At 46.4% G+C, this 21568-nt stretch carries 18 protein-coding genes; 8 read left to right on the top strand and 10 right to left on the bottom strand.

Annotation, left to right across the window (positions count from 1 at the left end):
* Positions 1–635: 635 nt before the first annotated feature.
* Together Q5691_RS04245 and Q5691_RS04240 are read right to left on the bottom strand one after the other, a co-directional pair.
* The gene (locus tag Q5691_RS04245; protein WP_333215627.1) at positions 636–1259 is read right to left on the bottom strand and encodes a GNAT family N-acetyltransferase; all 624 of its coding nucleotides are present in this window, start codon (positions 1257–1259) and stop codon (positions 636–638) included.
* Between the two features lie 321 nt (positions 1260–1580).
* The gene (locus Q5691_RS04240; RefSeq protein ID WP_333215625.1) at positions 1581–1826 is read right to left on the bottom strand and encodes a hypothetical protein; all 246 of its coding nucleotides are present in this window, start codon (positions 1824–1826) and stop codon (positions 1581–1583) included.
* A 1156-nt stretch (positions 1827–2982) separates the two neighbouring features.
* On the opposite strand from Q5691_RS04240, the gene Q5691_RS04235 reads away from it, so the two are divergent.
* Positions 2983–6507 carry a response regulator gene (locus tag Q5691_RS04235; protein WP_333343977.1) on the top strand — a complete coding sequence of 1175 codons (3525 nt, stop codon included), beginning with the start codon at positions 2983–2985 and terminating at the stop codon, positions 6505–6507.
* A 794-nt stretch (positions 6508–7301) separates the two neighbouring features.
* Entirely contained in the window at positions 7302–7748 is a 447-nt protein-coding gene (locus tag Q5691_RS04230) for a hypothetical protein (protein WP_333215863.1), read from the top strand.
* Between the two features lie 223 nt (positions 7749–7971).
* Here Q5691_RS04230 and pheS read toward each other — a convergent pair whose 3' ends face one another.
* Positions 7972–8976 carry a phenylalanine--tRNA ligase subunit alpha gene (gene pheS / locus Q5691_RS04225; RefSeq protein WP_333343976.1) on the bottom strand — a complete coding sequence of 335 codons (1005 nt, stop codon included), beginning with the start codon at positions 8974–8976 and terminating at the stop codon, positions 7972–7974.
* A gap of 215 nt (positions 8977–9191) precedes the next feature.
* On the opposite strand from pheS, the gene surE reads away from it, so the two are divergent.
* Together surE and Q5691_RS04215 are read left to right on the top strand one after the other, a co-directional pair.
* Positions 9192–9998 (top strand): 5'/3'-nucleotidase SurE, encoded by an 807-nt coding sequence (surE, locus tag Q5691_RS04220; RefSeq protein WP_333215867.1) that lies wholly within the window; start codon positions 9192–9194, stop codon positions 9996–9998.
* Positions 9999–10125: 127 nt separating this feature from the next.
* On the top strand, positions 10126–10524 hold the full coding sequence (locus tag Q5691_RS04215) for a hypothetical protein (protein ID WP_333215869.1): 399 nt from the start codon (positions 10126–10128) through the stop codon (positions 10522–10524).
* Between the two features lie 252 nt (positions 10525–10776).
* Here the strand turns inward: Q5691_RS04215 and Q5691_RS04210 are convergent, their stop codons facing one another.
* Positions 10777–11991 (bottom strand): LL-diaminopimelate aminotransferase, encoded by a 1215-nt coding sequence (locus tag Q5691_RS04210; RefSeq protein WP_333215871.1) that lies wholly within the window; start codon positions 11989–11991, stop codon positions 10777–10779.
* 226 nt (positions 11992–12217) lie between these two features.
* Positions 12218–12544 carry a thioredoxin domain-containing protein gene (locus Q5691_RS04205; protein ID WP_190738970.1) on the bottom strand — a complete coding sequence of 109 codons (327 nt, stop codon included), beginning with the start codon at positions 12542–12544 and terminating at the stop codon, positions 12218–12220.
* A gap of 144 nt (positions 12545–12688) precedes the next feature.
* Between Q5691_RS04205 and Q5691_RS04200 the strand changes: the two genes are divergently transcribed.
* A complete protein-coding gene (locus Q5691_RS04200; RefSeq protein ID WP_333215873.1) occupies positions 12689–13468 on the top strand; it encodes a biotin/lipoate A/B protein ligase family protein in 780 nt (259 codons plus the stop codon).
* 50 nt (positions 13469–13518) lie between these two features.
* Here Q5691_RS04200 and Q5691_RS04195 read toward each other — a convergent pair whose 3' ends face one another.
* The 4 genes from Q5691_RS04195 to psaK form a co-directional block, all read right to left on the bottom strand.
* Positions 13519–14304 (bottom strand): DUF928 domain-containing protein, encoded by a 786-nt coding sequence (locus Q5691_RS04195; protein WP_333215874.1) that lies wholly within the window; start codon positions 14302–14304, stop codon positions 13519–13521.
* Positions 14305–14342: 38 nt separating this feature from the next.
* Positions 14343–16292, bottom strand: a complete 1950-nt coding sequence (locus Q5691_RS04190; RefSeq protein ID WP_333215876.1) for an adenylate/guanylate cyclase domain-containing protein — start codon at positions 16290–16292, stop codon at positions 14343–14345.
* Positions 16293–16373: 81 nt separating this feature from the next.
* Entirely contained in the window at positions 16374–17570 is a 1197-nt protein-coding gene (locus tag Q5691_RS04185; RefSeq protein ID WP_333215878.1) for a site-2 protease family protein, read from the bottom strand.
* An 80-nt stretch (positions 17571–17650) separates the two neighbouring features.
* The gene (psaK, locus tag Q5691_RS04180; RefSeq protein ID WP_333040629.1) at positions 17651–17935 is read right to left on the bottom strand and encodes a photosystem I reaction center subunit PsaK; all 285 of its coding nucleotides are present in this window, start codon (positions 17933–17935) and stop codon (positions 17651–17653) included.
* 133 nt (positions 17936–18068) lie between these two features.
* Between psaK and Q5691_RS04175 the strand changes: the two genes are divergently transcribed.
* A complete protein-coding gene (locus Q5691_RS04175) occupies positions 18069–18716 on the top strand; it encodes a phosphoribosylanthranilate isomerase (protein ID WP_333343975.1) in 648 nt (215 codons plus the stop codon).
* 133 nt (positions 18717–18849) lie between these two features.
* Here Q5691_RS04175 and Q5691_RS04170 read toward each other — a convergent pair whose 3' ends face one another.
* The gene (locus Q5691_RS04170; protein WP_333215882.1) at positions 18850–19164 is read right to left on the bottom strand and encodes an acylphosphatase; all 315 of its coding nucleotides are present in this window, start codon (positions 19162–19164) and stop codon (positions 18850–18852) included.
* Positions 19165–19223: 59 nt separating this feature from the next.
* Here Q5691_RS04170 and Q5691_RS04165 point away from each other — a divergent pair, with 59 nt between their 5' ends.
* Together Q5691_RS04165 and Q5691_RS04160 are read left to right on the top strand one after the other, a co-directional pair.
* On the top strand, positions 19224–19775 hold the full coding sequence (locus Q5691_RS04165; RefSeq protein ID WP_333215884.1) for a CPBP family glutamic-type intramembrane protease: 552 nt from the start codon (positions 19224–19226) through the stop codon (positions 19773–19775).
* A 45-nt stretch (positions 19776–19820) separates the two neighbouring features.
* The gene (locus Q5691_RS04160) at positions 19821–21152 is read left to right on the top strand and encodes a HEAT repeat domain-containing protein (RefSeq protein ID WP_333343974.1); all 1332 of its coding nucleotides are present in this window, start codon (positions 19821–19823) and stop codon (positions 21150–21152) included.
* Positions 21153–21568: the final 416 nt, after the last annotated feature.

Here is a 21568-nt window from a genome sequence, read left to right as displayed (position 1 = left end):
GTGGCGTTCCTCACCCTACTCAATCCGGGTTAGAAACTTTGTTGCACTCGGCCCTTGACATCGCTCTTACAGTTGCCTTTTGTCTCTCTCTAAAATGCTAAAAAATAAAGGTGTATTCAAGCCGGATTTGGTATAATCATTTTTTTTAGCAGCGGGATTATTCATGAATCTATTATCTTGATCGGCTTGAATTAGCGTCAATTCCTTGTCATCTACGGTTAAGGAATTATGTTTTTTCAACCGCAGATACAGGCAGATAAACACAGATTAACGCAGATTAATTAGATTAATTTTTGTTGCACATTCCGTGATTATTGACTGGTTTTTACGCCGGATGAGGATACCGAATTTGATATAATATCATGTCCGGTCGATTACGCCTAATACGGTAGGGGCGGGTTCACGAAAAATATCTGCCAATAATTGAAATCTCAAAAACCCGCCCTTTTAATCGCTCGATCGGACTAATTTTATTGTGTTGCGCGATCGGGATTAAGAGCAAACTAAAATTTATCACTAATTCCCCATTCCCATTCCATTGATCCACAATTCGGAAGTACAAGATACACGGATAGCTATTTTTTCCTTTTTCTTGGCGAAGCCCCAATTCCCCATGATCAATTCAAATACTTAGCTTAGGATAGCGAAATCTGCTTGCGTAAAAACAGGCGGCGCGGCTGGCCGAACAGCCAACCAGTCCAATTCCAATCAACCTGTTGCAAGCGATAGCCGGCCTGATAGTACAACTGTCGCGCCGGGTGATTATTTTCTAGAACGTGGAGGTAAATCTCTGAAAATCCCCATTCTTTGGCGGTCTCCTCGCAGTTGCTGAGCAATTGTTGAGCAACTCCCTGCCGCCGGTAATCCGGGTGAACGGCTAAATTCGACAAATAAGGATAGTCAGAACTAGGGATTTGCCAAGGAAAGCGAGAACGCAAAGCCATTTCTACTGTTCCTGCCATACGCTGAGTTCGGTGCGATCGATAATTCTGTGTTCCCTCCTCGCGCGAGACTAGCTCAGCAACCAGACAAATGTAATGTTCTGCCTTAGAACGCAGTCGATTTTTTAAATCTTCGTAAATGCCCAAACGCAACACTGGATACACCCATTCTACCAACCCCTCGCGGGAGTGAAAGCTCATGGCTAAAATATCAGCTAGCTGCGTTAAGTCGTTGGGCACAGCGACCCGGATCGAAAAACCAGAAAGTCCGGGAGTTTGTTGTTGGTGAGATGGTGAGGAAAAAAATGAAGGATTCACAATGCCAGGCCACTATATTAATTTTTTTACGCGGGTTTCTAAGCTACCCTCTTAGAAAATTCACTAATGTTATACTGATCTTATAACCTAACTTATAGGCATAGTTTATGAGCCCGATTAAATTATATTTTTTGGTGCTTGACTTTAAGTACAATTTGAGGTAAACAGAAAATTTTTATCATTTAATATTCTAGTTATGAAAAAATAAAATTCATCCCCTAATACTAGATTTGTGGATAAGCTATTTTGCCTTTAAATTGAAGCTTGATCCCTGGCTTTCCGCCGGCATCAGAAGAGTTTAAGTAAACAGTAGCTTACAAATTAAATGCGCGACAGCTTAGCGGGCAAGGTATTAAAAACAATCACAAAGGTTTTAACATCAGGTTCCCGGAATCCTACCGATCTCTGCTTACGGAAATACCCGATCGAATATAATTTATCCGTCCAGCGGTAGTAGAAAAACTCCACGACTGACCATACTAACACCGCGTACGATCGCGCGTCGGATGTTCGCCGCCGCCCCCCCCGGCTTGGCACCCTAGTTTTCAGCAGTTCTGGGCTATCCATCGTCCGTCCCCCATGGAACCGGCCTTACCTGTTGAGCTAGGGGGTACTTTCCCAACTTCCAATTTAAATTTGGATGCCTGGAAACAGTCAGCAGGGGTTTTCGCCGTCGGTTCGATACTCTGCTGCGCGCGATGAGACCTTAAAAACCTCGATCGAGCTAATTGACCCTGCCCAAAAACCGATACAAGCCACCGACACTCGTCGGGGACCGATCAAAATTTTAGACCCTAGTTCAAGCTCCCCGATTCATCTGTGGAGTAAATCTAAAATCTAAAACCTAAAATCTAAAATCGACTGATCGGTTTCCACAGAGTACATCCCTAGCTAAGATTAACAGATGGATGCTCGAGCTTGCGGTGTTTCGCTGCAGTAATTGGCTTGGGCGTTGGTCTGCAGGACGCACAAAAAATGCCGAGATCGGGGAAAAAAGTGCAAGTCTAACTAAAATGGTACAGCAATTGCGTCACTCCCACAGACACCTCTGTGGTCTGTGGGCCACCCCCGAATATCAGTCAGGGGCTCGGCGCCTGATTGTGGTCGGTATCCTTGGCTGACTGTTAAAGTTGCTATTACTTGTGGGAAAAAACACAGGCGAAGATGTTGGTTGTCTATTCTATCTTGCTGCGGGCAGCTTTCACATACCAAATAAAATAGTCCCAGGAGCCAGGAGCAAACATAAATCTGGCAAATCAACTCACAATCAGGACGGTTATTCCTATGTATTCTGAGAAATCCAGACGGCAGTTAAAATAGCCAGATTTGTGTTTGCTCTCCGGCTGCATAAAGGTAAGGGGGGGAAGGAAAATTATCGGGAGACGAGTTTATGTGAATATCATTAAATAATAAAATTGGGGTGCACGACAGATAACTGTGGCTCAGAAGAATTCCGAATTGAAAACCCAGACATCAAAACTCAAGGTTGATGCTTGCCTCTCACACTCACAACAACTTCATATCGACGAATTATTGTGATACCTTTTTCCCGAAATAATGGCACTCTAGGCAAAATCCCAACCCTTATGTCATCAGTCATTCGCAATCGAAAATCGAAAATCGAAAATCGAAAATGCTATGACTTCAGCAATTTAAATCGGCGAATTCTTCATTTGATCAGACTTATTAAATCGAACAGCCCCGGGGCACAGGAGAACGGTGCATGAATTCCCAAGAAAATCCTAAGCTAAAAATTCTGATCGTCGATGACGAACCGGATAACCTCGACTTGCTTTACCGCACCTTTCATCGAGACTACAAAGTGCTCAGAGCCGAATCTGGCCCCGCTGCGCTCGAAATTTTGGCAAAAGAGGGAGAAGTTGCGGTGATTATCTCAGACCAGCGAATGCCAAAAATGAGCGGTACGGAGTTTCTCAGCCTGACGGCGGCTCAGTACCCCGACGTGATCCGAATTATTTTAACTGGCTATACGGATGTTGAAGATTTAGTTGAAGCTATTAACGCTGGCAAAGTATTTAAATACGTTACCAAGCCTTGGGATGCTCAAGAGCTAATCAATCTTGTCAGTCAAGCTGTTGAGACTCACAATCTTCTGAAAACGCGCACCAATGAACTGCGCCGTGCTTTGAGCCAAGAATCGCTGCTTTATGCCGTTACCAATACTATCCGATCGGCTCCCAATTACCAGCAAATGCTGCAAAGAATTGTGGAAACTGTCGGGCAGATGTTTGAGGTGAGTTGCTGTCTGCTGCGGCCGTTCCAAGACGGCCGGGTGGCCGATGAGTGGTTCGTTTACCAGAAGGCAGAAACTAAAGGTTTGGGGGGCGATGAGGAAGTCACGCCCGGAGATGCTTCTGCTGTCGAACTCTCCCCGGATTTGCTGCCGGATTTGGTTTGGGAAACTCTGGATGTGGAGGTGATTCAAGATGCCCAAACTGACGATCGAGTTTTAAACTGGGATAATCAGCAACGACAGCAGGCTTACGAAGCTGCGAATATTCGATCGAGCTTAATCGTACCGCTGTTTTACAAAATCGAACTGATGGCAGTCTTGGCGCTGCACCAGTTTGAGGAACCGCGCCAGTGGCAAGACCACGAGGTACAGTTGGTAATTACGGTGGCAGACCAAGCGGCTTTGGCGCTTTCTCAAGCCCGGGCTTACGAACAGGTGCGGGCGCTGGCCAAGCGCGAGGCCTTAGTCAATACTATTACTACGGCAATTCGATCGAGTCTCGATCCCCAAAATATTTTTGCAGCCATTACTCAACAACTCGGCCAAGCTTTGCAAGTTGACGGCTGCGCCCTATCTCTGTGGACTGAAGATGATGAATACGTCCAATGCGTGGGGCTATACGACACAGATAGGGATACCGTGGCTGTAGAACAGGGTTTTATTGACAATCCAGAAGTAGTTGTGAACTCTCTGGGCTACGAGACGGCTTCTGGTGATGCTGCTGAGAGCACTCGCGCCTGGGTTTTTGCCCATCCTTCTTTGCCACAGTCTTTGGTGCCGATTCGAGGCAATCCGCTGTTGTTGCAAGTTATGGTATCAAAAGAGCCGGTGGCGATCGAAGATCTCGACGAACACCCTGAGTTAAATGTTACAGAACTGCAAGTTCGATCGCCAGCCCGCGCCCTGTTAGTCGTTCCCTTACTCTCAGAAGGCAAAATCATCGGCAGCATTTCCCTGCGCCAAAATCACAGCATCCGCCGCTGGAACATCTCAGACATTGACCTGGCTCAAATAGTCGCAACTCAAGCTGCTCTAGCCGTGCAGCAGTCGCGCCTCTACCAGACTACCAGACAGCAGGCAGAAAGGCTTTTGGAAGCCGATCGGCTCAAAACCGAATTTTTCCAAAATATCTCCCACGAGTTCCGCACCCCTCTAACTCTAACTATCGGCCCTCTGGAATCAGCTTGTAGACGCAAAGAAGACTTACCCTACGAACAAGCCGTAATCGCTTTGCGTAATTCCCGTCGCCTCCTGCGCTTGGTAAATCAACTGCTGGACTTGCAGCGGCTCGATGCTGGACGGATGCAGCCAAGTTTTCGCCCCTGCGATTTAGTCGGTTTCTGTTACTCTACCGCAGAGTCATTCCGCGCCTACTGCGAGAAAAAAGGACTGCACTTAATTACCCAACTGCAAGAATGTCCTTTACTTTATTTGGACTTGGAAAGATTTGATAAAGTTATTTACAACCTGCTGTCAAATGCTGTCAAATTTACCCCAGAAGGCGGAACTATCACTCTGAAAGTTGAATCTGCCGGCGCTCACTGTTTGTTGCAAGTAAAAGACACTGGTATCGGCATTCGCACCGAACAAATCCCCTATTTATTCGAGCGCTTTCGCCAAGCCGAAGGTTCAGCTAGCCGTTCCTATGAAGGCAGCGGCTTAGGTTTGGCACTTGTCAAAGAATTAGTCGAACTCCATGGCGGTCAAATTTCAGTTGAGTCAGTTTACGGCGAAGGTACTACTTTTACCGTTTGGCTGCACTTCGGTTCGACTCACTTGCCCCCGGAACAGGTACTAGAAATACCTGCAGAGTTTCACTCATCGAAAGCTGCGGTTGAACTGGCAGATGTGGAGGCGGAGTTGTCGGAAAATGAGGCTGAAAATCATAATTTAGAGGCGCTCCAAGCGATCAAATCAGAAACAGCAGTGGGAACGGTTTTGGTGGTTGACGACAATCCCGATTTGCGCTTTTATGTGTCGGCAATTCTGCGAGATGCCGGCTTTGCAGTTTTGTTGGCGCGCAACGGAGAAGAAGGATTTGCGGTAGCTAAAAAACGTCGCCCTAATTTAATTATAACTGATTTGATGATGCCTTTGATTTCGGGATTGGATTTGATTCGGATGATTCGAGAGGATGAGGAATTGCAGGGAACTCCGGCAATTTTGCTGACCGCTAAAGCCGACGAAGATACTCGAATTGAAGGAGTAGAAAGGGGTGCAGATGCTTATTTATCTAAGCCTTTTAACGATCGAGAATTGTTGGCGGAAGTGCGGAATTTGATCGCCCTCAAACAAAACGAGCGCCGAGTGCAGCAGTTGAACAGTTATTTAACTGAGTCGGTGCTGCGCCGATTTTTGCCACCGGCGATGGTGAAGGCTGCAGCGGCTGGAGATTTGGCCTTGGATTTGCGCCCAGAACCGCGATTGATTACTATTTTGTTTAGCGATATTGTCGGTTTTACTCAAATGGCAAATACGCTGCGCTCGCGCCGGGTAGCTGAGCTGTTAAATGAATATTTGGCGGCAATGACTAAGGCTATTTTTGACAGTGGCGGTACCGTGGACAAGTTTGTTGGAGATGCGGTAATGGCTTTCTTTGGGGCGCCGGAGGAACTAACCCCTAATGAGCAAGTACGCCGCGCTGTGGCTGCTGCTGGCCAAATGCTGCAAGCTCTGAAGGAGCTTAACAAGGGCTGGTTGGAGCAGGGAATTGTTGGGGAAAATGGCGTGCCTCCGGTGCGGTTTCGCTGCGGAATTCACCAGGGTACTGCGGTGGTGGGGATGTTTGGCGGTCCTGATCGATCGGATTATACTGCGATCGGGCCGAGCGTGAATATTGCCGCCCGCTTGCAAGAGGTGACGGAACCAAACACGGTGCTAATTTCGGCGGCGGTGGCAGATTATGTTGAGGAAAATCGCATTGTTAAATATAAGCCTTTGAAACTAAAGGGAATTGATGAAACGGTATTGACTTTTTTACTAAATTGTGATTAGTCATTATAAGTATTATATGTTGATATCCCATGCACTATTTCTGGAACAACCTATTCCTAAATAAGTAGATTAGCTGCCAAATATGTATGTAGCCCAAAGCGGTTGTCACTCCGTGAAAGAATCCTTAGAAGGGATATTTTATGCAAACAATCGCCCGATTGATGATAGCTTGATAGTCGCACCTACTTACTAGCCGTAAACAATGTGTTAAATTTAACTTGAATCACGCTAGTTAATGTTTAGTTGCATAAAGATTATTTTTCCCGCGTACCTACTTAAGCGCGCGGCTCTGCGCTCCGGTTGTGGACTCATATCAATTCCGGTTGGATCGGAATAGTCCAATCCAGTCAAAAATCAACAATTACCTATGGATGGTGCAACCGGAATTGATGTCATTCATCTGCGTTAATCTGTGTTAATTTGCCCTCATCTGCGGTCAAAAAAAAGAAAATTTATTAACCGCAGATGACAAAGGATTGACGCAGATTAACGCAGAGGTCGAGAAGAGATATATGAATAATTCCGCTCCTAACAGATTGGATATCAATTGTTTAATCTAAAATCTAAAATTTACAATCTACTCACCAAAGTTCAAGCTTCCAAAGGGCGGGTGGGGACTCAACTCTAAAATCTAAAATCTAAAATCTAAAATTGACTGACATTCCTTGCGTCCATCTATCAAAAGAGGGAAATTTTTTAACGGTTGGTCGGCGGATAACCTCTCTCTAGAGAACGGTTCAGCCGAGCGCTCTGATCGGTTAGAAATAGTAATGTCATATCTGATTGTGTATTGTATGAAACTGAATTCTTTTACGAAACGGCTTTCGACTGTCGGGCGCTTGATGGCTACAACTGTGCTTTGCGTGTCAGCGATGGCCTTCGTCTGGTCTGGTGCGTTCTTCTCCAACACCGCAGCAATGGCCTCTCCTGCTGTAAACTTGATCGCAGCAGCAGATGCGGGCGATGCGGTTCAAGAAAAAGCCAGCAAAGATGCTGGACGAGCCAAGAACTTCATCCGAGATACAGAAGATAAAGTTAAGGAAACTGCCAAGACAAATGCTGCTAAAGTCGATCGATCATCGGAGGATGGTAGTGTAGTAGAGCGCAAAGCTAAGAAAGATGCGGCCACAATTGAGAAAAGAGCATCGGAAGATTCAGCTCGGACTCAGAAAGCAGTAGATAATACCAAGAATGCTGTCGAGAGCGCTGTTGACAGCATCAAGGGTGTTTTTAGCAACTAGACAATAAATTAATTAAGTAGGTAAGCGCAAAAAAACAATAATATCTTGCAGGGGCTTGTAAGGGCGGCTTTAGGGCTTATCTACAGTAAGGGCGAGTCATCGTTGCAGAACCCGCCCTCTCCCCAAGTGATGTTTATTTGTACTTACTTACTTGAAACTGAAAGATTGATGTACATTGACCAAGACCTCTAGATGGCTCGTGTAAGCGACCCCAAGCCCTTGTTTAAAATTGTCGCAAAAAACGCAAGTCGCTAGCATAAACCCGGCGAATGTCGTCGATTTCATAAAGTACCATTGCGAACCGCTCGACCCCAAAACCTGCCGCAAACCCAGTATATTTTTCTGGGTCTAAACCGACTCCTTTAAGAACGTTAGGATCGACGGTTCCGCAGCCCAAAACTTCTAGCCATTTGCCGTTCCACTGCAAATCAACTTCGGCAGAAGGTTCGGTAAACGGAAAGTAACTCGTGCGGAAACGAATCGGCAAATCTTGCCCGAACATTTGCCGCAAAAACTCTTTAATTGTGCCTTTCAAGTCAGTAAATGTCAGACCTTCACCAATGGCTAAAAGTTCAATTTGGTGGAAGACTGCTGCGTGAGTAGCATCAACAGTATCGCGGCGGTAAACGCGGCCAGGAGAGACAATCCGAATCGGCGGTTTGTGCTGTTCCATGTAGCGAATTTGCACCGATGATGTCTGAGTCCGCAGCAAGTTGCCGCCTGCTAGGTAAAATGTATCTTGCATATCCCGCGCCGGGTGGTCTGGCGGTGTGTTCAGCGCCTCGAAGTTGTAATAATCTGTTTCCATTTCCGGGCCGTTGGCGACGGTGTATCCAAGGCCGACAAAGATATCGAGAGCGCGGTCTATGACGGCGTTTAAGGGGTGAACGCGGCCTTGGGGGCGAAAAATCCCCGGCATGGTGACATCGAGGGTTTCTGAGGCTAATTTGGCTTGGATTTGGGCGGTTTGGAGGGCGGCGCGTTTGTCTTCTAAATCGGCTTGCAGGGCTTCTTTGACTGTATTGGCGATCGCACCTACTTTGGGCCGTTGGTCTGGCGACAGTTTGCCCATCATGCCTAAAATTTGAGAGAGTTGGCCTTTTTTGCCGAGGTAGCCGACGCGCAACTGTTCGAGTTGTTCGAGGGTATTGGCAGTGGCGATCGCACTTTTGGACTCTTGACCGAGGGTTTCTAGTTGAGTTTCAATGTCGCTTAGCTGGACAGTCATTTTGATTTTAGATTTTAGATTTTAGATTTTAGATTGATGGCAGTTTTGGGCCAAGTTGAGTTTAGCGCAATTTTGGCTCGACAGCTTGTAGATTTTAGATTTTAGATTTTAGATTGATGGCAGTTACGGATAATTTGTAATAGGTAATTGGATGTTAGAGCGATCGCCCTAGTTGAATTTAGTTTAAGATTGCTATAATGCCTATAAAAATTTCAATGAAACTTTTAATTAGCAACGACGACGGCATCTTTGCACAAGGCATCCGCAGCCTCGCCAACGCTCTCGCCGCCGCTGGCCACGATGTGAGTGTAGTTTGTCCCGACAGAGAGCGCTCCGCTACCGGCCACGGCCTTACTCTGCACCAACCCATCCGCGCCGAAATTGTCGAATCTATTTTTGATCCCGCAGTTCAAGCTTGGGCCTGTTCGGGTACTCCCGCCGACTGCGTGAAACTTGCTTTGTGGGCTTTACTGGACAAACCGCCGGATTTTGTTCTTTCCGGTATCAACCACGGGCCCAATTTAGGCACGGATATCATCTGTTCGGGTACGGTTTCGGCCGCAATGGAAGGAATTATGGAAGGGATTCCCAGCATTGCTTTCAGCCTCGCCAGCTTTACTTCGCAGGAATTTGGGCCGGCGGTGGATTTCGCTGTCAGCTTGCTGGCACAGTTGGAAAAACAGCCAATGGCGAAACCGATGCTGTTGAATGTCAACATACCAGCAGTCACACAAGCAGAAATTACCGGAGTTGCGATCGCCCGTCAAGGCATTCGCCGCTATTTCGACATATTTCAAAAGCGCACCGATCCGCGCGGCAAAACTTATTATTGGCTAGCTGGGGAATTGTTAGAAGATGTAGAAGAAATCGCCGATTCGGCGGTGCCGCATGATATTCCTACAGACGTACAAGCTATTCGCGACAACAGAATAACCGTAACTCCTTTGCAATATAATCTCACCTGTGCTCCAGACTTGCACTCGTTGCGGGATTGGCAAGTTGAAGGTTTTCCCAAGCAGTGAGCTCCGATCGACCCGATCGGAGCGGTAAACTAGGAATTAAGGAAAAGTGCCTCTCAAGGTCTATACCTTTGGCGTTAACACAGGCTCCCAATTACTTGTTAGTTTTTTTTACTCAAGAAAAACAGTTATGAACGCTCCTACCTATAACACTCATTCTGTCACTTGCCCGATCTGCAACCGTTCTAGCGTCGTAGGCCCAGTCGGGATGGTCAGTGGACTATTCACTTGTCCCCACTGTCATTCTCATATGGTAATTAGCTGGAGCGGTCATTTTGTGCGCGATCCTTTTAGTCTCAAACAACTGACGGTGGGAAAGATGCTCAGGCGCGAGAGCAGACCGTTAGCTCGCCTTCAGCGGGACTTTGGGCTGGGCAAGCCTTTGCCGCTGATTGCAATTTTGGGCAGTGTGGTCTTTTTCGGGTGTGCGCTCGCCGCTACGGAACAATCGCTACTCCGACAGAATTCACTGCAAGGATTTTTAGAGTGGGTGAGCGGAACTGGTAATTCCCAAGATGTCTCACGTTAACATTTCTTAAAAAAGATTGTGACAGATACTGCGTGCAAATATCTATTCCTTTAGGTATAAATCACACTATTTTAGCAATTGCATCCATCTTGATCTGCGGGTAAGCACTTAGACGCCGTGCCCTTCTTCCTGTGTCCAAAAACGTCAAAACCCCAGTCCGGCAGGGGTTTTGACCCCGGCCTCAAAGCTCAAGTCTGGTGGGCTTAAGTCTCACCAGGGTGTTTCGGGTTAAGTTGACACATATCACATCGCTCAATTTAGAAACTCAGCAATTTTTCTAACTGCTGTTTCCAAGATTGCTGGCGACTCGACTAAGGCAAATCGCACGTAGCCTTCTCCTGATTTCCCGAAACCGGCACCGGGGGAAGCTGCGACTCCTGTACTCTGTACTAGCTGAGTGCAAAATTTCACGGAATCATTGGCCCAAGGTTCCGGCAGTTTCGCCCAGACGTACATGGTGGCAGGGGGTACGGGTACTTGCCAGCCGATGCCCTGTAGCGCGTTTACAAAGGCATCCCGCCGTTTTCTGAAGGTTTCTACGCTGGTTCTGACGGTATCTTGAGGGCCTGTTAATGCGGATATCGCTCCATTCAAAATCCCTCGGTATTGGTTGAAGTCCACTGCGGCTTTTACCTGTCGCAGCGCTGCAATTAGTTCGGAATTGCCGATCGCATATCCGACTCGAAAACCTCCCATACTGTAGGATTTGGATAGTGTAAAAAACTCGATCGCCACACTCTTATCTCGATCCGCCTGAAATATTGACGGGGCCATCAATTTTCGATATTCTTCCTCGTTACCAGTCGCCTCAATTGCAGAATTGCGATCGTCAAACACCAAATCCACATAAGGGAAATCGTGCACTAAAACCAGCCGATGTTCTCGACAAAAAGCCACAGCTTTCTCAAAAAAAGCAACCGGGGCGATCGCAGTTGTAGGATTGTGAGGATAGCTCAAAACCATCATCTTCGACTCAGCCAGCACTGCTGTCGGAATATCTTCAAATATCGGCAAAAACGCATTTTCTGCTAATATCGGCATCGGATAAATTTGACCGCCAGCCAAATGCACACCGCCCGCGTGGGAAGGATAGCCCGGATCGAGCAGCAAAGCAAAATCTCCGGGGTTTAGTACAGCTAAAGGCAAATGGGCCGTGCCTTCTTGGGAACCAATTAACGGCAGCACTTCTGTTTCTGGATTGACTACAATTCCAAATTTTTGCTCGTACCAAATAGCTACTGCTTCCCGAAAATCTCTTGTGCCGTTAAATAGCAAATAGCCGTGGGTGCTGGTGTCTGACAGAGAATGGGCGATCGCATCTGTAATATGAGCAGCCGCCGGCAAATCCGAAGAACCCAGAGACAAGTCAATCACATTTTGCCCCGCTGCTCTAGCTTGAGCTTTTGCCCGATCCATATCGGCAAATACATTAAATTGCAGTGGTTCTAAACGTTTAGCAAATTGCATATTTTCTATAGTTTTGGGGAATTTTAAGGAATATTTTTATTTGATATCAATTATTTTTTATATGGCATTTTTATTGAGTTTGTGATTTTTTTTATTAACCGCAGAGAGCGCAGAGGGCGCAGAGTCAGAGAGGAATATCGAGGAGAAAAGAGAGATGTTAAAAAAATATTTGCGATTTATATAGTTGTAAGTTGGGAGTTGGAAACTCCCGAATCATTTCCAAACTTTATAAGTGAGCGTCGAGCAAACCGACCAAAGTTTGTTTAGTAATAGCTCCCTCGTGAGACAGCACTACTTCGGCATTTTTAAACAGCCTGAGAGCTGGAACTCCTTCTACTTTATACTGCTTGACAGTATTAGGATTGGGGTCAATTTCCATTTTAACCACTTTCAGCCGATCGCTGTAGTTGGCCGCCACCCAGTCTACCGAAGGCGCGATCAGTTTGCAAGGCCCGCACCAAGTAGCCCAAAAATAGGCAAGCACTGGTTGCTCTGCTTTCAGGACTTCTGTTTCAAATTTTTCGTCGTTAATGACAATTACACTGTTGCTCATGGTTCTGCGATTATTTTTTCTATTTATTTCTAAAGCACCGGCGGGCGTGAAACTTGCACCAACTTAGAAGACAGGCCCAAAAAACTGTTACTAATTTTAAAACATTCTGTGAATTATTGAGTGCAAACTCAGGACTGGGGACGGATGGCTAATTCTGTATGGCGTTTAATTCCACTGTTATCGGCGTCTGGTAGCGTGCAGATGGCGATCGACCAATGGCTACTGGAACAGCATCTAGCGGGCAAACATCCGCCAACTCTGCGATTTTACACCTGGCAACCGGCGGCGATTTCCTTGGGCTACCACCAGCGCCGATGGCCGGAGTTTTGGCAGCAGTTGTCTTGGGAGAAAATGCCTGTGGAGTTGGTGAGGAGGCCCAGCGGCGGGCGCGCAGTGTTGCATCAAGGGGATTTAACTTATGCAGTTGTGGCGTCGGGATTTGGAAGCAGCCGTATGAAAGCTTATCAGACTATTTGCGAGTTTTTGATTGAGGGTTGGAGGGCGATGGGTTTGGATTTGCAATACGGGGAAGCGGGAAGGGGTTATATTCACAATCCGAATTGTTTTGGTACTGCGACGGGTGCGGATTTAGTTACCGCTGATGGCTGCAAGTTAATTGGTAGCGCGCAATTGCGACGGGGTGATGCTATTTTGCAGCACGGTTCGATGCGTTTGCAGCCGGATGTTTGTTTGTTTTCTCAAGTGTTTGAAGAGGAATTAATTCCTGTGCAATTACCTCTATCTGAAGGAGGGGATAATTTGATTGCCACTGTAATTGATGTTTTGAGTGCGACGGCTTGTCGCTGTTTGGAGATTGATTTGAAAGTGCAGCCGCTTTCGGATCAGGAATGGCAGGATATAGCAGATGTTGAAAAAAGAAGGAAGAAGGAAAATATATTAGATACTAGATACCTAACTTCTTGAAGAAGTCGGGTATCTCGCTAAAATCGCCAATCTAAAATCGGAAAACTCATCTATGGCTGCTGCTCAATTTCAACGATCGGCTCTTTGGCAATTTTGCCCAATTTCACTGACTCTAGCAAGCTTTCCCAATCAGCAGCTAATTGTGCATCGTTAGGATTGGCTTGGCGAGCCGCAGCTAGGGTGCTGAGGGCATCTTGCCAAATCCCATTTTCAGCATAAATAACCGTTTTCTGGCGCGCATCGGCCTTCTCTAATTGACTGCGGATATCTGCACTGAGTTCAACTCGCCGTACACTACCGCTTTCGATCTGATCGCTCGATCTGTCTTGAGAATCGCAAATCACTGTAAAATTCCAACGGTAACTTTTGCCTAATTCCAAGGGCGGCACATTTTTGTTAGCGGAGATACTAACGCCGATCACCCCTGATAAATTGCTAATTGTGAGATCCTGTTTATAAATCTCCTTGCCGTTTTGATCTTGTAGGATAAATTCGGCTGATTCCGCCTCTGTTTTAGGCAAGTAGAAAAAGAATGTTGGATAGTCGGAAACCGTCCGTCCGATCTTATTTTTAGGCACTAAGGCTGTGAGACCTAGCTGACTAATGCTCGCGCAGCCACCGCGCACAGGCCGTCTCGGTTGAGTGGGGGGCCAATTATCTATATCTTCAGTAGGCGGAATGAAGCGCGGCCCTCCCGGTATAGGGTTGGGTGGGCGGTCAGGTGTGTTTATTTGGGGCTGTCCCACAACTGCCAATTGAGAAATGTTAAGTGTGGCTATCAATACTATTGAGCCAACTGATATCAGATTGATGAGAAACTTAGTAATTGTTTTCATATTAACTCCATGAATTTGTAGGGAGATATTCTCTCTTTTTATTTCTTTTTCCTTCCCAAAATCCGGTAGACATTAACTTTTTGTTCCCTGCCTCTTAACGGTAAAGGTCCCCAAGATTCTACCTCAAATTTGTCCGCCAAATACAGAAAGGTTTCTTCTGCAATCAATATCCGGCAAGTGTCCTCTTGCCGATCCTTTTCGCAGCTTTCCAGGCGAGAGGCAATATTTACGCTGTCGCCGATCACTCCATATTCTAAACGGGTTGTACCTCCCAGACTACCCACCATCACAGGCCCAGTAAAGATGCCTACTCGCATTTTTACAGTCGGTAAACCGCGATCAAGCCAATTTTGATTCATTTCTGGCAAGCGCGAACTTATAGCTAAAGTGGAAGATACGGCAAGGCGAGCATCTTCTGCAATTTCTTCTGCAGTGGTGCGGGGAATGGGTACGCCAAATACTGCCAGCATTCCATCTCCGGTAAATTTATTAATTACCCCTTGATGTGCTTGGACTTCTTGGGCCATTGCTGATAAATACTCATTTAACCAACTCATTACTACTTCTGGCGCGAGTTTTTCGGAGATTGTACTAAAACCCTGCACGTCGGTGAGGACGATCGTAGCAGTAACTTTTTGACCTGGCAATAACCCTGATTCGAGCAGATGGACGCGCTCTTTCCACAAGGCATTTGCGATCGCGGGTGAAGTTTGTTGTCCTAATAATTTCATCACAATCCCTTGCTGTTGTCTCGACTGCTCGTATTTATAGGTAACTGCGACTCCTGCGGTGATTAAAAGGGCAAGGGCTGGAGCAATTAGAGGTATCCACCCCTGTTGTAGGAAGAGGAAAAAGGTGAATCCGAATAATGAGCCGCAAGCTACGATCGCGATCGCGATCAAATTCAGCGCTTTTTCTAGCCGCCAAGCTAAACAGCCACCCACTGCACTCCAAACCACAATCCAGAGGATTTCTTGCCATTCATCCCAATACCAAAATAGCCCTTGGCCGTCTAAAACTGCACTGAGAATTTGGCTGGTGGCCGTTGCGTGAATTAATACCCCAGGCGTCGGGATATTACCGTTTTTAGTAGCGCTGTAAGGGGTAGAAAAAATATCTTTTACAGTTGGGGCTGTCACCCCGATTAAGACTATTTTACCTTTTACCAATTTGGGGTCAACTTTGCCCTCCAAAACTTGAGTTATGGTCACGCTTTCTGCTATCTTTTTAGGAGAGCGGTAATTGAGCAATATTTGATAGCCTTGGGCAGGAATGTTCTGATAACCTCCTGAGTTCGATCGTAACTTATAAAATACTGTTTTATCTACTATAAATTCATTGTCTTCTGTGGCTTTAGATTCTATTTTTTTGCTATCAAAATATGCAAAAGCTAGCCGGGAGGGAAATGAATAAAACGTGTTTTTACCATCGCCAATAGACATCACATTACGACGCACTATACCATCTGGATCGAGATACAAATCGTTAAATCCTACCCGCTTGTCTGGTATGTTGGGAGGTGCCTGCACTCGATCGTACTTTAAGGAGCCGATGAAGGTAATGGGAAATACTTTGGGGTTTTTCAGTTGAGTTGCTAATTCTGCACTCCCCGGTTCGTAGGCAATATCACGAATTATATCGAGACCAATAGCTCTGGGTTCCAAACGCGCTATTTCGGCGATCGCTTTTGCTAAAACGCGATCGGAAATTGGCCATCTGTTTAAAGCACTAATGTCCCGATCTGTGATTTCAACTATCAGCAACCTGGGGTCAGGGCCCCGATCTGGGCGCAACTGCACCATGAGGTCGTAAGCATTTAATTCTAGTGGCTGCAACCCGCCTAAATGCCTCACTCCCAATAGAGTTCCGGTCACGACAATCCAGATAATAGCAACAGGTTGCAAGCCAGCGTTGGGGAATAAATGAGTTAAATTTTTCCCAAGTCCCTCCGCAAATTTATGATAAATTCTCTTAAAGAATTGGGGCATAAAATTTAGTGTTTCAACCCTGAGTCACAAAGTATGCTACATCTTAACTGATCGCTGATGCCCCTTACCGATACCCAATTTTTAGTTTTCTTGTGCAGTTTTGGCGATCGCACTTAACTGCAATCCCTGCGGATAGCTGTTTTCTTCTTTGCTGCGCTTGATGTCGGCCATTGAAATCTGGGGTTTGAGGTATTTTGCCAAAACTTTAACCACGTCACCCCGATCGATCGTCCCCGCTACTGAACCAATCGGCGAGAGGACGATGATTCGGGGGAGTTGACGGGCTTCCATGCTGTTAATTACTTCGGCGATGGATGCTTTTTCGGAGACTGTGGGGGTTTTTCCCAGGGGTTTCAAAATGTTGTGCAAAGTCTGAACTTGCCATTGACTGCGTTCTGTGAAACGGATATCGTCGATCGACACTAACCCCAAATCCCGGCCGTTGGTCGCAGCAATATAAAATGGAAACGGATTGACTTCTAACAAATATCGATCGGCAAATTCTCGCAGAGTCAAATCTGCATCTACAACTCGAAACTCGCGGCTCATCGCATCGCTGGCTTTAATTTTGAGTAGGGCTTCTTGCAGCGAAGTAACTTGGCTATAAGCACTGGCATTGCGAATGCCAAACCAGCCGATCAGCGCAATCCACAAGCCGCCGTACTCGCGCGCTAAAAAGCATAAACTCAGACCCAAAGCAACAGCCAGCCAACCTAAAACTTGTCCGGTTTTTGCCGCCCAGCGAACGCCGGCAAATCGAGAGCCAGTGATTTTCCAAATTGCTGCTTTTAAAACTTGTCCTCCATCCAAAGGTAGACCGGGAATTAAGTTAAATAATCCCAAAACGAGATTGATTAGTGCTACCCTTTCGGTGACAATTGCTAGCAAACTTTTCGGGGGAAGAACTTGAGAGCCCAAACCGAGGATTAAAAACAGCGCAAAGCTGACGAGAGGGCCGGCAATAGCTACTTGAAAAGCTTGACCGGGAGTTTTTGATTCCGAGTCGATCGAAGCTACTCCGCCAAATAAGAATAAGGTAATAGAATTAACTTTAATTCCTTGCGATATCGCCGCCAAGCTGTGTCCGAGCTCGTGCAATAGCACCGAAGCAAACAGTAGCAGAGCTATTGCTAACCCCGCACTCCAGGAGAGCGCAGGCCCCCACAGGCGGTAACTGCTGGCGTATTCGCGGGTTGCTAAGGCTAAAATTATAAACCACGAATAATCTATAACTAGGGGGATGCCAAATAAAGAGCCGATTCGCCAACCTGTCTGCATGAAGTTTCCTGGGAAAGGAGAGCAAGAAAGAGTTTCTATTATATCTTTTCTACCCCTTGCCTTTGCCTTTCCCCTGATTTTTACAGAACTCCGGCGTTACCCAAGCCCAAGATTACTCCGGCTCCGAGCAAGTGACCGAAGCTGGCTGTTGCCAGCAGTTCTGGTACGCCGAAGCCTTTGAACATGCCAGGGAGTGCAACGGGTAAAGCTGGGCCCTTGCCTCGGTTTTGCTTGGAGATGCCGTAGTAGCCGATCGTGATCGCCAGCAAATTGCATAAAATCATTGTCAGTCCTACCAGTGGCGACCACTCTGGTGTTGAGGGAGCGGTAGATTGTACGGCTAACAGCAAAGATGAGGTGATCATGTTCTTATCTCCTGATTTCACAGATAAATTGATTTCCAAAATTATAAAAAGCGGTTTGCATTAAACTAAGATTTGTTTTAATAGTTAACAATTCGTTGATATTTTGATACAACTGCGGAACCGAGGAGGAAGAGTGCGGGTTAAAATTTGCGGAATCACTAAATTAGACCAAGGAATTGCGATCGCCCGCTTGGGAGCCCAGGCTTTGGGGTTTATCTGTGTGCCGGCTTCCCCCCGCTATGTCAGCCCAGAAACAATTCGCCTGATTGTCGAGCAGTTGCCGGAAAATGTCGATCGCATCGGCGTTTTTGCCAACACCACAATAGAAAATATCTGTCAAGTAGCGGCAGAGTCAAATTTAAGCGGAGTGCAGTTGCATGGAGATGAAACACCGGAATATTGCGATCGACTGCGGGAGTTTTTGCCGGGAATTGAAATTATCAAAGCCCTGAGAGTTAAGACTCCTGAAACTTTAGCCACCGCTGCTGTTTATGCTGTTCGTGTCGATACTTTACTGCTGGATGCTTACCATCCACAGCAATTGGGCGGTACTGGTAAAACGATCGACTGGATGATGTTATCAGAGTTTAGACCGCAGTGTCCTTGGCTGCTGGCGGGCGGTTTAACACCCGATAATATTTTAAATGCAATTGATAGCGCGATCGGCAATAACTTCAGCGGTGTTGACCTTTCGAGTGGCGTAGAAATAGCGCCGGGAGATAAAGATTTGACCAAAGTTACTCAGTTGTTTGCTAATTTAAGTCAACTTGCTCATCATTGATAAGGTGGCAATACCAAATTCGTGCTTTTTATCCGATTCATTCTTTAGTCAGCGTGAGCGAAGTCTGCCGTAGGTTAGGCAGACCTCGTTTCTACAGTAGCGGTTTCAACCGCAGATTATTCCCTTTATTGTTTTATCGCCGGATCTCAAAAGTACGCGCGGCGGAGCTATCTTGAAGGGAATCGCCCTCCGGGTCTTCGTATTCCAAAACCAACTCACTAACCGTAGCACCGGTGGGGCCGCGGCGGCACCAACTAATCATTCCTTCCACAGCTTTTTTGGGTCCTTCAAAGACAGCCTCGACGCGGCCGTCGGGGAGATTTCTTACCCAGCCGCTGAGGCCGAAATACTTTGCTTGATTCCTCGTTGAATATCGGAATCCTACTCCTTGAACTAATCCCGAAACAAAAACGCGGGCTCTGACGGGCGGCAATGATTGGTTTTGCATAATAAACGGCGCGAATTACTGCTAACATCTGTTTGAAAATTTTAAGGATCAGTTTGATTATGTTAAATTTTAGTGCGATGGCGCTGCTGGGATTGCTGGTACGCCGCGTCACCCTAGCTTTTTCAACTATTCCCGATTTCACTGATTGGCTGGTTGCAGCTATGCTCACGCTGATTTACACTTTGATCGCGCTTCCTATCGGTTTTTGGTCGGGATTTTTGAAAGTTGATTTGCAAACCTCCAGGCCTACAATTGTAGGAGTGCTTGTTGGCTGTTTATTAAGTCCTGGCATCACCGAGGAAGTATATTTCCGCGTGTTAATGCTGCCACACCCGTTCGAGAAGGCTTCTGGCTTAATGCTGTGGTTTTGGGGATGCGCGAGTTTGGCGGTTTTTGTAGTTTACCACCCGCTGAACGCGCTAACTTTTTACCCGGTTGGTCGATCGACCTTTATGAATCCAGTATTTTTGCTACTGGCGGCAATTTTGGGAGTTGCGTGCTCCCTCGCATACCTGCAAAGCGGTTCTATCTGGCCTGCGGTGGCGGTTCACTGGCTCGCAGTGACAGCCTGGCTGTTGCTACTGGGCGGTTACAGGAGGCTGTATGGTTAAATGTAAAAAGTCCAGTATCACTATTTTGTCGGGAGGATCTCAGTTGTGGGTATCATAGGAGCGATCGTAGGTTTTTTGGCAGGGGTAGCAGTTGCTTACTGGTTAGTGGAAAAGCGCTTAAAGAAGCAAAAGCAAGAATACTTGCAGCAAACTCGCAGAATTAGTGAGGAAATAGAATTAGCTCAGATGTCTCGGGTGCAACAAGCTGTCGAATCTCAGCAAGGAGAACGGGAAAATCAGCTTAGAAAAGCTACTATCGAGCACGAAAATTTACTCAGACAAGTTACTACCCAATACGAAAACCAGCTCCAACAAGTTGCAGCTCAATATGAAAATCAGCTCCAACAAGTTCAGGCAGAACGTGACAGTCAGATCCAACAAGTTTTGGCAGAACGCGACAGTCAGCCCCAACCATTTGCCAGCATAGACGAGCATGAGCTGCGGCGACAAATCAGCGAGGAATTAGAAGCCGCTAACAATGCTAGGATGCAGCAAAATATCCAATCTTTGCAAGCAGAACACGAACATCATTTACTTAGAGTTGCTGACGAATTGCATATAAATTATCAAGCTCAGATGGAGCAACATTTGCAAAACTTGCAAAATGAACACGAAATTCGCTTGAGGCAAACTGCCGAGGAATATGAGAACCGCGAGGTTGAGCTGCAGTTAAATATGGAGGCTTTGCAAGAGCAATACGAGAGTCAGTTGCAAGCGGCTCACGAGCAGTTGAGAGAGCACGAAGCTCAGATGCAAGCTACTATCAGGTCTTTGCAAGAGCGGTACGAGAGTAATGTACAACAAGAAGTCCCGGAGCAGCAGTTCAGTCAGTTAAATTCAACAGAATTTTCCGAAGGTTTATCACAAGAAGAAGTTTGGCAGGAACTGTCAAGTGAGTTAAATCAAACAGAAGTTGAAGAAGAGTTAAATTACACAGATCTTTCGGAACCCCAACCAATTGATTTACATCAACCAGAAGTCGAACAACAGCTTCCAATTGCCAGACAAGCACCAATCTATTCCCTACCGCAGTTGATGGGATGTGTTCAAAGTGAGGACAAAGAAACCCGCAAGTTTGCAGCGTCGGCTTTAGGTAAAATGGCTGCTGCTAATGCTCTGAGATCGGAAGGTCAGCGAGCAATAGAAACCTTGGGAAAATTAGCTCAAGATCTTCACCCGGAGGTGCGCGAAGCTGCTGTGGAAGCACTAGCAATGATTAAGTCTGAAAAAGTGATTCCGCTGCTACAAAAAGCTTTGCGAGATATAGATAGCGGTGTGGCTAAATCGGCAAGTGCTGCGCTCAATAAGTTTAAGTTTTATCCCCGCACTCCGGCGGCTAAGCCGAAAACTGTTGATGTGAAGAAACCAAAGCGTTAAGCATTTACGAGCATAAATCAGTATAGCAATTGTCAATTGCCTACAACACAGTAGGGATACAACATTGTTGTGTCCTTACCAAGGTGCTGTATTTCACTCAATTTCGATTACTACTACAAACTTTGGAGGTTGGGCTGAGGAAAGAAATCAAACTCAATTATTCGATCGACAATTTACCCTATCCTTAGCAGAAATCACCGACACCCCGCCAGCCGAGGCCGATAGGTTTGATCATGTCCGGCCAACGGCTTTGGCGGCAATTGAGTCGCCCAAAATCTGTTTCACACTGTGGGTTAACTGATATCGTTTCCCGTTGCATCGGAATAATAAAATCGAGTCAACAGTTAACTCTCAACCCTTCAGTTTTTCGACCCGCCCGTCAACAGTCAACAGTCAACAGTCAACAGTCAACAATT

The sequence above is a fragment of the Microcoleus sp. w1-18aA5 genome (genome assembly GCF_036701705.1).
Classification (GTDB): Bacteria; Cyanobacteriota; Cyanobacteriia; order Cyanobacteriales; family Microcoleaceae; genus Microcoleus.
This window is presented reverse-complemented; position numbering and strand designations above follow the sequence as displayed.